The following is a 14,402-nucleotide window of genomic DNA, read 5'->3' on the forward strand; positions in this document are numbered from 1 at the left end:
ATGAGCCGCAGCGCCACCGCAGCCACCGCGAAGATCCGCGAGATGCGGGACTTCCTCTTCGCGAATGCGACCGACTACGCGGCAGCCCGCGCCGGTTTCTCCTGGCCCGACGTCGACGAGTTCAACTTCGCGCTGGAGTGGTTCGACGTGGTGGCCGCCGAGGCGCCGGATCGCCCTGCGGTGCAGATCGTCGAGGCCGACCTCAGCCTGCACGCCTGGACGTACGGGGAGCTCTCCACCCGGTCCGATCAGGTCGCCGCCTGGCTCACGGGACTCGGCATCCGCCGTGGCGACCACGTGATCGTGATGCTGAACAACACCATCGAGCTGTGGGAGGTGATGCTGGCGATCACGAAAGTCGGCGCCGTGTCGATCCCGACCTCCACCCTGCTCTCCTCCTCCGACCTCGAGTACCGCGTGCAACACGGACGTGCCGGCGCGGTCGTGACGCTCGGAACACTCGCCGACCGCCTCGACGGCATCGACAGCCGCGTCCTGCGCATCGGCGTCGGCGCGGACATCCCTGCCGGATGGGCGCGCTTCCACGACTCGTCCTCCGCGCCGACGGACTTCGAGCCCGACGGCCCGACGCCGGCATCGGACACCGCACTGCTGTACTTCACCTCGGGAACGACCAACCGTCCCAAGCTCGTGCAGCACACGCACGTCTCGTATCCGATCGGTCATCTGTCCACCATGTGGTGGCTCGGCGTGCGGCCGGACGACGTGCACCTCAACATCTCGTCCCCCGGCTGGGCCAAGCACGCATGGTCGAGCTTCTACTCGCCGTTCCTCGCCGGGGCCACGGTCTTCGTCTACAACTACGACCGCTTCGACGCGAACGCGCTCATGCAGGTCATGGACACCCACCACGTGTCGACGTTCTGCGCGCCGCCGACCGTGTGGCGGATGCTCATCCAGGCCGACCTCACCAGGCTCGGTCATCCCCCGCGCGAACTCGTCGGCGCGGGCGAGCCCCTGAACCCCGAGGTCATCGACCGCGTGCGCGACGCCTGGGGCGGCACGATCCGCGACGGGTTCGGGCAGACCGAGATGACCGCCTGCATCGGGAACTCCCCCGGCCAGACCGTCAAGGTCGGATCCATGGGACGACCGCTGCCCGGCTACCCGGTCGTCCTGCTCGATCCCGTCACCGGAGAAGTGGTCGACGGTGAGGGCGAGATCGCCCTCGACCTCTCGCACCCGCCGCTCGGGCTGATGGCCGGGTACTACGACGACCCCGAGAAGACCGCCGAGTCACGTATCGGCGGCTTCCACCACACGGGTGATATCGCGGTGCGCGACGACGACGGATACCTGACCTATGTCGGACGCTCCGATGACGTGTTCAAGGCCTCCGACTACAAGATCTCGCCGTTCGAGCTCGAGTCGGTGCTGCTGGAGCACGACCTCGTGGTCGAGGCGGCTGTGATCCCGAGTCCGGACCGCACGCGGCTGGCCGTGCCGAAGGCCTACGTCTGCCTGGCCCCCGCTGCCGGCGCTGCGGAGTCGGACGCGGCACGCGCCATCTTCGCCTACGCGCACGAGCGACTGTCGTCGCACCTGTGGGTGCGGATCATCGAGTTCGTGCCCGAGCTGCCGAAGACGATCTCCGGCAAGATCCGTCGTGTCGAACTGCGCGCACGAGAAGCCGCGCGAGTGGACTCCGGTGACGAGTCGGGACAGCACCGCGACCGCGACTACCGCTGAGCGCTCAGGGCACGATCGCGATCGAGGCGGTCGCCGTGGTCGCTCGCGCGGGCTTGGACACGGCGACGGTCGGCTTCACCGGGGCCGGGAGCGGTTCGTCGGGCGTGCGCTGCGGGCGCTCGACACCCGACGCGTTCACGAGGGCCCGCACGACGCCGCCGATCGTCAGCATGGCGACGAGCGCCGCGCACGCCAGGATCAACGGCAGCCACTGCTGAGCGAACGATGCCGTGACGCTCATCAGCGCACCCACGATCCAGAGCCCGACAGCACCGCCCGTGACCGCTCCGGACCCGCGGATGATCGCGACCGCCGCGACGATCGCGCAGACGCCGGCGACTGCCGCTCCCACGTATCCGATCGGCACCATCACCGCAGCCAGATCGCTGGCCACTCTCATTGTCGTCATGACGACCCCCGTCAGCGGAAACCCCGCTACCTCGACAGTAGAAGTGTGTCGCGGAAAGGCCATCCGTCTCAAGTCCCATCCGCATCATCCTCGAGACGGATATCCGCGCGACGGCGAGCCGCGGGCGTGGGCTCAGCCGCGGCTCGGCCAGCGCAGACGACGCGGCCGCACGACCCGCACCGGCTGGGTGACCACGGCGTCGACGACCATGGAGCCGTCTGTCGGCCCGAGGATCGCGATCGCCGAGGTCTCGGTCGCCTCCGCCGGGGCGATGGGCAGCCTGCCGAGTGCCCGGTGCGCGCGGACGTACGCCGGCACCAGCAGCACGATCGCCCCGACCCACGCGAGCGGGTTGCTGAGGGCCACCCCGTCGAACCCGATCCAGGCGCCCAGCACGATGGCCGCCCCGACGCGCATGACCAGTTCGATCACACCCGTCACGGTCGGCACGAGCGTGTGGCCAAGGCCCTGGAGCGCGCCGCGCAGCACGAAGAGCATGCCGAGCGCCCAGTAGCCGCATCCGTTGATGATGAGCATCCGGTGCGCCATGTCGACCACGTCGTCCGAGCCGTCGCCGATGAACAGGCGGACCATGGGGGCGCCGAAAGCGATCAGCAGACCGCCGAGCACCACGCCGGCGCCGACCGACATCCAGGTCGCCTCGACCACACCGCGACGGATGCGATCGGGGCGTCGGCCCCCGTGGTTCTGCGCCGCGTACATCGAGACCGCGAGGCCGAGCGAAGACAGCAGCGCCACGGCGAGGCTGTCGACGCGGGATCCGGTCGTGTAGGCGGCGACGGCGTCGGCGCCGAGGGTGTTCAGAGCCACCTGCACCGTGAGCGTTCCGATCGCGATGATCGACGCCTGGAACCCCATGGGCAGCCCGAGACGCAGGTGCTCGGCGATGTCGGCGCGGCTGACGCGCCAGTCCGCGCGACGCAGGTGCAGCATCGGCAGGCGGCGGCGGACGAACTCCAGGCAGAGCGCGACCGAGACGGCCTGCGCGATCACCGTCGCCAGCGCTGCACCGGCGACGCCCCATTCGAGGGGACCGACCATCAGCACCACGAGGCCGACGTTGAGTGCACAGGACACGGTGAGGAAGACGAGCGGCGTCCGGGAGTCGCCGATCGCGCGGATGATCGCCGAGAGGTAGTTGAAGAACATCGTCGCGCTCGCGCCGAGGAAGCTGATCTGCGTGAAGACCGTCGCCTCCGGCATGAGCTCGGCCGGCGTCTGCAGAAGAGCCAGGATCGGCCCGGCGAGGAGCGGAGCGGCGACCGTCAGGATCACGCTCGTGATCGCGCTGAGGATCACACCCGTCGCGACGGATCGCCGCACGGCGGCATCGTCGCGGGCACCGAACGCCTGAGCGATCGGGATCGCGAAACCGCTGGTCAGACCCCAGGCGAATCCCAGCAGCAGGAACAGCAGGCTACCGGTCGCACCGACCGCGGCGAGCGACGTGACGCCGAGGTGTCTGCCGACGACGATCGCGTCGGCGAACTGGTAGAGCTGCTGCACCACGTTGCCGAGGAGGAGCGGGATGGAGAAGGCAAGGATGACGCGCCACGGGCGGCCCGTGGTGAGGGAGGTGGCCATGGAGGGAGGCTCGCAGAACTGAGGGGTGGATCGGGGCCGTCCCAGCTTATCGAATCGTTTCGGCGCAGTATGCCGGATCGCGGTTCGAAAGGTCGCGGACGGACGCAGGTACCGTCGGAGCGACACCGTCGACGACGACCGGAGGAAGCACGTGACGAAGCACCATACCGGCGGGACCGGACGCGACCGCGACGCCACGGACGACGGCGAGGGACGGCAGCTGCGGCGAGCGCTGAGCAACCGCCACATCCAGCTGCTCGCGATCGGCGGAGCCATCGGCACCGGCCTGTTCATGGGCAGCGGGAAGACGATCTCTGTCGCGGGCCCGTCGGTGATCTTCGTCTACATGATCATCGGGTTCATGCTGTTCTTCGTCATGCGGGCGATGGGCGAGCTGCTGCTGTCGAACCTGAAGTACACGTCGTTCAGCGACTTCGCGAGCGACCTGCTCGGACCGTGGGCAGGATTCTTCACGGGATGGACCTACTGGTTCTGCTGGGTCGTGACCGGCGTGGCCGACGTGATCGCGATCGCCGGGTATACGGATGCGCTGATCCCCGGCATCCCGCTGTGGATCCCCGGCGTGCTGGTGGTCGTGATCCTGCTGGCCCTCAACCTGCCGACGGTCGCCGCGTTCGGCGAGATGGAGTTCTGGTTCGCGCTGATCAAGATCGTCGCGATCGTGGCGCTCATCCTCACGGGGCTCGTGATGATCTTCACCGGATTCCAGCATGGCGCCGGGACCGCGAGCTTCTCGAACCTGTGGGATCACGGAGGCATGTTCCCGCACGGCTTCCTGGGTTTCGTCGCCGGATTCCAAATCGCGGTGTTCGCGTTCGTCGGGATCGAGCTCGTCGGCACGGCCGCGGCCGAGACGAAGGATCCGAAGCGCAACCTCCCCAAGGCCATCAACGCGATCCCGATCCGGGTGCTGCTGTTCTACGTGGGAGCGCTCATCGTGCTGATGTCCGTCACCCCATGGACCGAGTACGTGGCCGGCGAGAGTCCGTTCATCGCGATGTTCGCCCTCGCCGGACTCGGCATCGCCGCCACCGTCGTGAACCTCGTGGTGCTGACCTCGGCGATGTCGAGCGCGAACTCCGGGATTTACTCGACCTCTCGCATGGTCTTCGGCCTGGCTCGGGACGGCGACGCCCCGCGCGTGTTCGCCCGCCTCTCCCGCCGCCGCGTGCCGCAGAACGCCCTGTTCCTCTCGTGCATCCTGCTGCTGTCCGGCGTGGTGCTGCTCTATGCGGGCAAAGACATCGGCACCGCCTTCGACATGGTCACCACGGTCTCGGCGCTGTGCTTCATGTTCGTCTGGACGATCTTCCTGTGCAGCTACCTCGTGTACCGGCGCACCCGCAAGGACAAGGTCGCGGCATCGACGTTCCGGATGCCGGGCGGCGTGTTCATGGTCTTCGTCGTGTTCGCGTTCTTCGTGTTCATCCTGTGGGCTCTCACGACGCAGCCCGACACGCTGACCGCGCTGCTCGTGACGCCGATCTGGTTCGTGCTGCTCATCGTGGCGTGGCTGTTCGTCCGCCGGTCGCCGGACCATCTCGCACGCCACGAGGCGCACATCGCCCACCTCCGCGACGAGTCCGTCGAGGAGTAGTCCGATCAGGCAAGGACAGAGTCAGCCGGAACGGCAGGCTTCGCGGCGGACAGACGCGTGCGCAGAGCGAGGAACAGCAGCACCATCCCGGCGCTGAGCAGGATGTGCCCCATGCCCGCGATGCCGGCGATCATCTTCGACGACTCCTGCCCGAGCACCGTGAGGCAGCCGTGCCAGAACAGCGTCGCGGAGGTCAGCACGAGTCCGGCGATATAGGTCCAGAAGAACCAGCCGAACAGACGGCTCTCGGAGAGCGCGAAAACCTTCTCGAGCAGCAGCACGATCAACAGCACGACGAAGCCCAGCACGAGCAGGTGCGTGTGCACGAGCCCCAACTGCGTGGACTCCCCCTCCGGGAAGCCGTTGATCTTGGTGAACTCCCGGTAGAAGAGTCCGGAGGCGACGCCCACGAGCATGGAGGCGAACGCGGCGTAGAAGAGTCTGCGCATGGTGGTCCTTTCGAGTCTCTTCCAGCCTCCGCGCCGTGCGCGCGTCACGGATCCATCGAACGGTTGAGACGCGGCGCCCGCCCCTTGCGCGCCCGACAGGAGATGTGGTGACCTGTGGGCATGACCTTCTTCCCTCCCGACCCCGAGATCCCGGAGCCCGAGGAGAACGAGTCGGAGCGGCAGCCATGGTGGCAGGCCCCCGAGGACGAGTTGCCGGTGCTGCTTCCCGTCTCGGAGACCTTGGCGGTCAACGACCACCTGGCGTTGGGGCTCATCGGCGTCGCGGTGTACAGCGACGGGGTGGAGTTCCGGCTGGAGGGACGGCTTCGACGCGACGGGCTTCCGGCGGCCGAATGGAACGAGCTGTGCGCCGATTTCGTGGGACACGGCCCGATGGGCGGACCGACGAACCCGGACGGCCGCCTGCGCTTCGGCCTGGTGCTCGGCGACGGCGAGAAGGTCCTCGTGGAGGGCTTCCCGTACTTCGGCGGAGATGCGCCTGCGTCGGACACGACCGCGCACTCCCTCTCGCGCAACAGCGCGGGCGCGAGCGGCGGAAGCCACAGCTACTCGTCGACCGATCGTCTGTGGCTGTGGCCCCTGCCGCCGGAGGGCCCGATCGAGTTCGTGATGCAGTGGCCCGCGCTCGACGTCGATGAGCGGCGCATCGTGCTCGACGGCTCCGCGATGCGCGAACTCGCCACGCGTGTGCAGCGGTTCTGGGACTGAGCGGGATCCTCGGACCGCGTCAGAGCAGTCCGGTGTCGCGGGCGATGGCGATAGCGCGGGCGCGACTGTCGGCGCCGAGCTTCTCGAACACGTGCACGAGGTGGGTCTTCACAGTCGCCTCTGTGACGAACAGGGTCTTCGCGATCTCGCGGTTCGAGGCTCCGGTGTCGAGCAGCCGCAGCACATCGAGCTCCCGATCGGTCAGGCGCACCCGTGGCGCGCGCAGGACCTGCACGACGCGTTCACTGAGTTCCGGCGTGAGCACGAGCCCACCCGAGGCCGCCTGTCGGATCGCGCGCACGATGTCATCGGGAGCGACGTCTTTCACGAGGTAGCCGGCAGCACCCGCCTCGATCGCCCCGAGGATCTCGGCGTCGCGGTCGAACGTCGTCAGGATGATGACGGCCGGTGCCGGGCTGTCCGCTCGCAGCGCAGCGGTCGTCTGCACGCCGTCCATCCCCTCTCCCAGCCGCAGGTCGCAGAGCACGACATCCGGGTGCAGATGCCGTGCGAGCACCACGGCCTCCTCGCCCGGAGGACGCCTCGCCGACCACGTCGATGTCGTCACGACGGTCGAACAGCGAGCGCACACCCGCGCGCACGATCGGATGATCGTCGACGAGCAGCACCCGCACGGCGGTCATGACACCCCCGATAGGGAAGGTGGGCTGAGAGCGCGGTGCCGTCACCGGGTGCGCTCTCGACGTCGAGGCCCCCGCCGAGCTCGCGGAGCCGCGCGCGCATCGAACGCAGACCGTAGCCGCCCCCACGGGCGCCCACCCCGCCCCGGGCATCCCAGCGGGCGGCGTCGAAGCCCACCCCGTCGTCGACGATGTCGAGCCGCACCGCGTCGCCCGCGTCGGCCAAGGTGACCACGACGCGCGACGCGTCGGCGTGGGTACGGACGTTCGCGAGGGCGGACTGCGCGGTCCGCAGCAGGGCGATCTCCGCGTCGATGCCGAGCGACGGCAGGGCGTCGTCGGCGTGGAGCGTCACCGCGATCCCGGTCTCGTCGGCGAGGCGTTCGAGCATCCGGGCGAGGGCATCCCCCAGAGCGGTGGACTCGAGCTCCGCGGGCATCAGCGCGTTCACGATGCGCCGTGCATCGGCGAGACCCTCGGCGGCGAGCGCATCGATCTGTCCCAGGGCACGCGCGCGCTGCGAAGGGTCGTCGGAGGCGAGGGCCGAGCGCGCCAGCATGCCGATCGATGACAGGCCCTGCGCGACGGTGTCGTGGATGTCACGCGACACCCGCGTGCGTTCCGCGCTGGCGCCGGACTCGCGCTGCGTGCGGGCGAGCTCGTCCTGCAGCGCCGACATCTCCTCCTGCGTCGCCACGAGCGAGGCGATCAGCTGACGTCGTTCGCGTCCGTCGCGTACGAGCTCCAGATATCCGCGCGAGATGCCCAGCGCGAAGACCCCGCCGACGAGAGGACCGATCACGTTCGCATAGCTCGTCGCGCCCGTGTGCACCACGGGTGCTGCGACCACGATGGCGAAGATCAACACGCTCAGCGCCACGGCCCACCGCAACGGCATCACGAATCCCGCGAGCAGCCACAGCGGGAACGCGAGCCAGACGAACTCCGGCGACACGACGACGGCTCCGAGCCAGATGAGGGTCAGTCCGAGCAGCCACCAGGTCGCCAGACGGCGATCCGATGTGCGATCGCCTGTGCGATCGCCTGTGCGATCGCTCACCAGGAGACCGCCGCCGTACCAGCCGAGGAACACGAGAGAGAGCGAGAGCACCCACGGCAACGGCACCCCGTCGCCCACCGCACGCCAGGCGCCGATCACCACCAGCACCACGGTGATGAGGGCCTGACCGATCCGGATCGACCCGACCAGGCTCGCCCAGGTGCGCGCGGGCCGCAGGGGTGGGGGGTCGATGGACGGCATGCTCACATTCTTCCCCCGAACGCGCCGACCGCACCTCCATCGTTCGGTCGATCCGATCCGCCGGAGGGGCTCCGAGGAAAGGGGGTACTCACAGACCCCTCCCTCGCGGCCCCGCTCGCGCGTAACGTCGACCCCACGGCCACCGACCCGTCGGAGGCCACGACGAAAGGACCGCACATGCATGCACGCACACTCGGACAGGGCCTTCGAGTCTCGGCCATCGGACTCGGCTGCATGGGCATGTCGCAGAGTTACGGCCCCAACCCCGGAAGCCGTGACGACATGATCGCGGTGCTGCGGTCGGCGCTCGACCACGGTGTGGACTTCTTCGACACCGCCGAGGTGTACGGACCCTACGTGAACGAGGAACTCGTCGGCGAGGCGCTGGAGCCGATCCGCGACCGTGTCGTGCTCGCGACCAAGTTCGGATGGGATATCCAGGACGGGAAGAGCGTCGGTCTGAACAGTCGACCGGATCAGATCAGGCGGGTGGCCGAGGCATCGCTGCGCCGGCTGCGCACCGACGTGATCGACCTCTTCTACCAGCACCGCGTCGACCCGGACGTGCCGATCGAGGACGTCGCCGGAACCGTCGGCGACCTGATCCGCGAGGGCAAGGTCCGCCACTTCGGACTCTCCGAGGCCTCGGCAGACACCATCCGCCGCGCCCACGCCGTGCATCCGGTCACCGCGCTCCAGAGCGAGTACTCGTTGTGGACCCGCGATCCCGAAGCCGAAGTGCTGCCCGTGCTGGCGGAGCTGGGCATCGGGTTCGTTCCGTTCAGTCCACTCGGCAAGGGATTCCTCACCGGCACCGTCGGCCAGGACACGGACTTCACCGCCGGCGACATCCGCGCCACGCTCCCGCGCTTCGCGGCGGACAACCGCGCCGCGAACCAGGCGCTGGTCGCCCACGTCGCCCGACTCGCCGCGGCGAAAGAGGTCGCTCCGGGGCAGATCGCGCTCGCCTGGCTGCTCGCCCGGCAGCCGTGGATCGTGCCCATCCCCGGGACACGGCGCACGGCGCGCATCGCCGAGAACGCCGAAAGCACGAAGGTCGCCCTCTCCGCCGATGAGGTCGCCGACCTCACCGACCTGGCCACGCGCATCGGCGTGCGCGGCGAGCGCTACACCCCACAGCACATGGCCTACCTCGATCGGTGAGTCGCGCGACGCGTCGGTATCGTGAGGCGGGTGACCTCCGCTCGCAGCTACCCCGCGACCATCGCGGCCGCGGTCGAGCACGAGAGCGTCATCCGCAAGTCGCGCTTCCTCACCCGCATCGAACCCGTCTCGTCGGTCGCACAGGCCGAGGTCGTGATCGCCGGCATCCGCAGGCGCGCGTGGGATGCCAACCACAACTGCACCGCGATGGTCACCGGGCTGCTCGGCGACCAGGCGAGGTCGTCGGATGACGGGGAGCCGTCGGGGACCGCTGGTGTCCCCATGCTCGAGGTGCTGCGCCGGCGCGAGCTGACCGACGTCGTCGCGGTGGTGACGCGCTACTTCGGCGGTGTGAAGCTCGGGGCGGGCGGTCTCGTCCGCGCGTACTCCTCGGCGGTGTCGGAGGCTCTCGACCTCGCCGCGCTCGTACGTCGCGCGGCGCTCCGGCAGGTGACGCTCGAGGTTCCGCATGCCGACGCCGGGCGCTACGACAACCTGCTGCGCGACTGGGCGTCGCATCACGGCGCGACGCTGGGCGAGCCGACGTACGCGGCGACCGCCACGCTCGAGCTGTGGGCGCCCGAGGCCGAACTCGCTCGCCTCGCCGCCGACCTGGCCGCGGCATCCGCCGGTTCGGTCGTCCCCGTCATCGGCGTCGAACGCATCGTCGACGTGCCCGACTGACCCCTTCCGCGAGCGCTCCGAGCCCACCCATACAGAGCGGCGGATATCCTGGATGCCGCGGTCGCGGAGGGAGAGCGATGTTCGACAGTCCGCTCTCGGCCTCGGCCTACGAGATCCTCGGCGTCGACCGCACGGTCGATGACGTCGAGCTGCGCCGCGCCTACCGTCTGCGGTTGCGCCAGACGCACCCCGACACCGGCGGCGATGCGGCGATCTTCATCCAGGTGCAGCGTGCGTGGGAGCTGATCGGCACCGTGGAGGGTCGCGCCGCCTACGACCGGCGCACCGGCGTGACCCACGAGACCGGGGCCGGATGGAGCGGGTGGCGACCGCAGGCCGCGCGCACCGACACGCGTCCACGCGCCCGGTCGTACGGCCACCCAGGCGGCTGGCGCCGCGAGCGCTACCTGGCTCTCATCCGCGAGTGGGCGGGCCGCGGCGTCGACGTGCCCGATCCCTACGACCCCGCGATGGTGCGTTCGGCCCCGCGGGATCTGCGCCGCCTCCTCGCCGACGCCCTCGCGGAAGAGGCCACCGCACGGACGGTCTCCGACCTGGGCATGGGCTTCACGGTGTGGCACGACGTGGTGGCCGGGGCCACGGCCGACGACAAGCTCGACCATGTGGTGCTCGGCCCCTCCGGTCTGTACGGCGTGATGTCGGAGGACTTCGGCGGCGTCGTCGGCTTCCGCCGCGGCGAGATCACCGGCCCGAGCCTCGGCACCTGCGCACCCGTCACGGCGGCGCTCGGCCGCATGCGCACGATCGCGAAGGCGGCGCGGATCAGATTCAGCGGCGCGATCATCGTGCTCCCCGACGACGACCTCGCCCAGGCCGTGACCCCCTGGGAACGAGCCGTGGCGTCCCGGTCGTCGTCGTGCGCCGGAGCGCCCTCGCGATGGTGCTGCGCCAAGGCGTCCCGCAGGCCAGGGCCATCGGCGGCAACGAGCTGTTCGACGTGCGCACCCGGCTGCAGCAGACCGTGCGCTTCGTCTGACGCGTCCCCGGCTCTCCCCGACGATTCCCGGACCTGCCGACGAGTCCCGGACCCGCCGACACTTCCCGACGGATTTGAGGCGAATCCTCGGCATATCGTCGTGTCCTCGGCGAATCGTCGCGGTGCGCATCGCCGGCGCGACGACATCCCGGCATGCTGTTCTTTTGAACTATTCAAAAGACGGGTATGCTCGAGATATGGAGACAGAACTCGACTCGGCGCTTCGCGACGCCGGGCTTCGGGCGACCGCGGGCCGCGTCGCCGTGCTCGAGGCTCTGGACTCCATGGCCCATACGGATGCGGAGCGGGTCTACCGCAGCGTGTCCGAAGTGCTGCCGACCACGTCGATCCAGTCGGTGCACAACATCCTCGCGGACCTGACGACGGCGGGACTCATCCGCCGGATCGAACCGGCAGGCTCCGCAGCGCTCTATGAGCGGCGCATCGGCGACAACCACCACCACGTCGTCTGCACCTCCTGCGGTGCCGTCGGCGATGTGGACTGCGTCGTCGGCGAGGCGCCGTGCCTCACCCCGTCATCAGCGGGGGGATTCACCGTCCAGACAGCCGAAGTCACCTTCTGGGGCCTGTGCCCCAGCTGCCAGAACGCCGCGCAGTAGTCCGGCCGATCACTCCTCCACGAGAGGGGGTGTTCGTCGCGCCTGCGCGGAGAAGGAGAACACCATGACGAACCCTGCCACCCCGAACCCTGCCGCTCCGACACCCGCCACCACGACGCAGACCGGCACCCCGGTCGCCAGCGACGCGCACTCCCTGACGGTCGGCGCCGACGGCCCCACCGTGCTCCACGACCGTTACCTGGTCGAGAAGCTCGCCTCGTTCAACCGCGAGCGGGTGCCGGAGCGCAACCCGCACGCCAAGGGCGGCGGCGCCTTCGGCACGTTCGTCGTCACCGAAGATGTGTCTGCCTACACGCGGGCTGCCGTGTTCCAGCCCGGAGCCGAGAGCGAGACGCTCATCCGCTTCTCGTCCGTCGCCGGCGAGCAGGGATCCCCCGACACCTGGCGCGATGTGCGCGGCTTCTCGCTGCGCTTCTACTCGACAGAGGGCAACCTCGACATCGTCGGCAACAACACCCCGACGTTCTTCCTCCGCGATGCCATGAAGTTCCCGGACTTCATCCACTCGCAGAAGCGCCTCGGCGACTCCGGTCTCCGCGACGCCGACATGCAGTGGGACTTCTGGACCCTCTCGCCCGAGACCGCCCACCAGGTCACCTACCTCATGGGTGACCGCGGACTCCCCCGCAGCTGGCGGCACATGAACGGCTACGGCTCGCACACGTACCAGTGGGTGAACGCCGCAGGCGAGCGCTTCTGGGTGCAGTACCACTTCCTCTCCGCGCAGGGCGTCGAGGCCATGGGCGCCGACGAGGCCGAGCAGCTCGCCGGATCGGATGCCGATCACTACCGTCGCGACCTGTTCGACGCGATCGGCCGCGGCGAGCACCCGTCGTGGGACATGTACGTGCAGATCATGCCCTACGACGAGGCCAAGGCCTACCGGTTCAACCCGTTCGACCTCACGAAGACCTGGTCGAAGAAGGACTACCCGCGCATCAAGGTGGGCACGTTCACCCTGAACCGCAATCCGCAGAACTTCTTCGCCGAGATCGAGCAGGCCGCGTTCTCGCCGGGGAACCAGGTGCCCGGCACCGGGATCTCCCCCGACAAGATGCTGATGGCGCGGGTGTTCGCGTACTCCGATGCGCAGCGCTACCGCATCGGTGCGAACTACAACCAGCTTCCGGTGAACCAGCCCCACGCCGCCGAGACCCGCAACTACATGCACGAGGGTCAGATGCAGTACCGCTTCAATCCCGCGGAGCACCGCACGTACACGCCGAACTCCTACGGTGCGGCCGGCGGTCCGGCAGCGGATCCCGTGGCAGGCGTCGAGGCGAGCTGGGAGGCCGACGGCGAGCTCATGCGCTCGGCGGCGACCCTGCACGCCGAGGACGACGACTTCGGCCAGGCCGGGACCCTGTATCGCGAGGTCTTCGACGGCGAGCAGCGCGTCCGGTTCCTCGAGACGCTGACCGGTCAGGGCCGTTCGATCACGATCGACGAGATCCGTGAGCGGTTCTTCCAGTACTGGACGAACGTCGACGCCGAGCTCGGCGCCGCGCTGCGCGACCGCGTCTGACCGACGGCGGCACATCGAGACGCCGCGTTCTCGCCGAGACCCCCTCCCGCACCCCGCAGGAGGGGGTCTCGGCGTTCGAGGCGAGCGATCCCGGCACCCGGGTCATCGGCTTCGGCGTGCTGCGCGGACCCCGCGGCGGGCGAGAGGGCCAAGATGGAGAGGTGGCCGTCCCCCTCTCCGACCTGAACCGCATGCCCGACCCGCAGCACGTGTACGCGGCCGACGGCACCCGCCTCGCGACATACACCTGGGGCGAACTCGACGCGCCCGTCGTGGTGATCGTGCACGGCTTCGCATCCAACGCGCGTGACAACTGGGTCCTGACCGGCTGGGTGCGCGAGCTGCTTCGCGCCGGGTACCGCGTGCTGGCGCTCGACCAGCGCGGGCACGGGATGAGCGAGAAGCCGCACGACCCGGCCGGCTACCGCATCCGGACGCTCGTGACCGATGTCGAGACCGTCATGGACACGTACCTCGTGGATGACGCGGTCTACGTCGGGTACTCACTCGGTGCGCGTGTGGGCTGGGAGGTCGTGCGTGAACTCCCGCACCGTATCGGACGCGCGGTGCTCGGCGGCGTGCCCGACGGCATCCCGCTCGCCCGGCTCGATCTCGACCAGGTGCGCGCCTACATCGCCGACGGCACCCCGGTCGCCGACCCGACGACGCAGAACTACATCGCCCTGACGGAGCGGGTGCCGGGGAACGACCTGCAGGCGTTGGTCGCCCTCGCGGAGGGCATGCGATCGTCGGGGATGATCGACCCCGATCCCGCGGATGCGCCGGTCCGACCGATCCTCTTCGCCACCGGTTCGAAGGATGCGATCATCGAGGGCTCGCGCGCGTTGGCGGACGCGGCCCCCGACGGTCGCTTCTTCGAGATCCCGAACCGGAATCACTTCAACGCTCCGGGCTCGCGGGACTTCAAGGAGGCCGCGGTGGCCTTCCTGTCCGAGGGGTAGCGGTCGC

The 14,402-nt window shown here is 69.4% G+C and carries 12 protein-coding genes and 2 pseudogenes; 9 read left to right on the forward strand and 5 right to left on the reverse strand.

The genetic code is table 11. From position 1 onward, the window contains the following. Window positions 1-1,710: an AMP-binding protein gene (locus K1X59_RS19785; RefSeq protein ID WP_183151295.1), complete on the forward strand. Its 1,710-nt coding sequence runs from the start codon at window positions 1-3 to the stop codon at window positions 1,708-1,710. Between the two features lie 4 nt (window positions 1,711-1,714). On the opposite strand, the gene K1X59_RS19790 is transcribed toward K1X59_RS19785, so the two are convergent. Then, window positions 1,715-2,119: a hypothetical protein gene (locus tag K1X59_RS19790; RefSeq protein WP_183151296.1), complete on the reverse strand. Its 405-nt coding sequence runs from the start codon at window positions 2,117-2,119 to the stop codon at window positions 1,715-1,717. 132 nt (window positions 2,120-2,251) lie between these two features. Then, a complete protein-coding gene (locus K1X59_RS19795; RefSeq protein ID WP_220173770.1) occupies window positions 2,252-3,724 on the reverse strand; it encodes an MATE family efflux transporter in 1,473 nt (490 codons plus the stop codon). Between the two features lie 151 nt (window positions 3,725-3,875). Here K1X59_RS19795 and cycA point away from each other — a divergent pair, with 151 nt between their 5' ends. Then, window positions 3,876-5,342 carry a D-serine/D-alanine/glycine transporter gene (gene cycA / locus K1X59_RS19800; protein WP_183151297.1) on the forward strand — a complete coding sequence of 489 codons (1,467 nt, stop codon included), beginning with the start codon at window positions 3,876-3,878 and terminating at the stop codon, window positions 5,340-5,342. Window positions 5,343-5,347: 5 nt separating this feature from the next. Here cycA and K1X59_RS19805 read toward each other — a convergent pair whose 3' ends face one another. Continuing rightward, a complete protein-coding gene (locus K1X59_RS19805) occupies window positions 5,348-5,791 on the reverse strand; it encodes a DUF2871 domain-containing protein (protein ID WP_183151298.1) in 444 nt (147 codons plus the stop codon). Window positions 5,792-5,911: 120 nt separating this feature from the next. Here K1X59_RS19805 and K1X59_RS19810 point away from each other — a divergent pair, with 120 nt between their 5' ends. After that, on the forward strand, window positions 5,912-6,520 hold the full coding sequence (locus K1X59_RS19810) for a hypothetical protein (RefSeq protein ID WP_183151299.1): 609 nt from the start codon (window positions 5,912-5,914) through the stop codon (window positions 6,518-6,520). Window positions 6,521-6,539: 19 nt separating this feature from the next. Here K1X59_RS19810 and K1X59_RS19815 read toward each other — a convergent pair. Next, a pseudogene (locus K1X59_RS19815) lies at window positions 6,540-7,164 on the reverse strand (response regulator). Further along, window positions 7,085-8,422 carry a sensor histidine kinase gene (locus K1X59_RS19820; RefSeq protein WP_220173771.1) on the reverse strand — a complete coding sequence of 446 codons (1,338 nt, stop codon included), beginning with the start codon at window positions 8,420-8,422 and terminating at the stop codon, window positions 7,085-7,087. The pseudogene K1X59_RS19815 and the gene K1X59_RS19820 overlap by 80 nt, the downstream one beginning before the upstream one ends. A 177-nt stretch (window positions 8,423-8,599) precedes the next feature. On the opposite strand from K1X59_RS19820, the gene K1X59_RS19825 reads away from it, so the two are divergent. The 6 genes and pseudogenes from K1X59_RS19825 to K1X59_RS19850 all read left to right on the forward strand — a co-directional run bounded on the left by K1X59_RS19825 (window position 8,600) and on the right by K1X59_RS19850 (window position 14,395). Continuing rightward, a complete protein-coding gene (locus K1X59_RS19825; RefSeq protein ID WP_183151300.1) occupies window positions 8,600-9,586 on the forward strand; it encodes an aldo/keto reductase in 987 nt (328 codons plus the stop codon). Between the two features lie 30 nt (window positions 9,587-9,616). Then, window positions 9,617-10,270 carry a YigZ family protein gene (locus K1X59_RS19830; protein WP_183151301.1) on the forward strand — a complete coding sequence of 218 codons (654 nt, stop codon included), beginning with the start codon at window positions 9,617-9,619 and terminating at the stop codon, window positions 10,268-10,270. Between the two features lie 77 nt (window positions 10,271-10,347). Next, window positions 10,348-11,267 (forward strand): annotated as a pseudogene (locus K1X59_RS19835) (J domain-containing protein). A 197-nt stretch (window positions 11,268-11,464) separates the two neighbouring features. Beyond that, window positions 11,465-11,887, forward strand: coding sequence for a Fur family transcriptional regulator (locus K1X59_RS19840; protein ID WP_183151302.1), 423 nt, complete (start codon window positions 11,465-11,467; stop codon window positions 11,885-11,887). A gap of 64 nt (window positions 11,888-11,951) precedes the next feature. Then, entirely contained in the window at window positions 11,952-13,433 is a 1,482-nt protein-coding gene (locus K1X59_RS19845) for a catalase (protein WP_183151303.1), read from the forward strand. 161 nt (window positions 13,434-13,594) lie between these two features. Next, complete coding sequence (locus K1X59_RS19850; protein WP_220173772.1) at window positions 13,595-14,395, forward strand: alpha/beta fold hydrolase; 801 nt, start codon at window positions 13,595-13,597, stop codon at window positions 14,393-14,395. Window positions 14,396-14,402: the final 7 nt, after the last annotated feature.

The organism is Microbacterium sp. Se5.02b (assembly GCF_019464375.1).
In the GTDB taxonomy this organism is placed as follows: Bacteria; Actinomycetota; Actinomycetes; order Actinomycetales; family Microbacteriaceae; genus Microbacterium.

What these genes read in the sequence shown, in the direction of transcription:
- K1X59_RS19785 (WP_183151295.1), top strand. Translation starts at nt 1, where the DNA reads ATGAGCCGCAGCGCCACCGCAGCCACCGCGAAGATCCGCGAGATGCGG.
- K1X59_RS19790 (WP_183151296.1), bottom strand. Translation starts at nt 2,119, where the DNA reads ATGACGACAATGAGAGTGGCCAGCGATCTGGCTGCGGTGATGGTGCCG.
- K1X59_RS19795 (WP_220173770.1), bottom strand. Translation starts at nt 3,724, where the DNA reads ATGGCCACCTCCCTCACCACGGGCCGCCCGTGGCGCGTCATCCTTGCC.
- K1X59_RS19805 (WP_183151298.1), bottom strand. Translation starts at nt 5,791, where the DNA reads ATGCGCAGACTCTTCTACGCCGCGTTCGCCTCCATGCTCGTGGGCGTC.
- K1X59_RS19810 (WP_183151299.1), top strand. Translation starts at nt 5,912, where the DNA reads ATGACCTTCTTCCCTCCCGACCCCGAGATCCCGGAGCCCGAGGAGAAC.
- K1X59_RS19820 (WP_220173771.1), bottom strand. Translation starts at nt 8,422, where the DNA reads ATGCCGTCCATCGACCCCCCACCCCTGCGGCCCGCGCGCACCTGGGCG.
- K1X59_RS19825 (WP_183151300.1), top strand. Translation starts at nt 8,600, where the DNA reads ATGCATGCACGCACACTCGGACAGGGCCTTCGAGTCTCGGCCATCGGA.
- K1X59_RS19840 (WP_183151302.1), top strand. Translation starts at nt 11,465, where the DNA reads ATGGAGACAGAACTCGACTCGGCGCTTCGCGACGCCGGGCTTCGGGCG.
- K1X59_RS19845 (WP_183151303.1), top strand. Translation starts at nt 11,952, where the DNA reads ATGACGAACCCTGCCACCCCGAACCCTGCCGCTCCGACACCCGCCACC.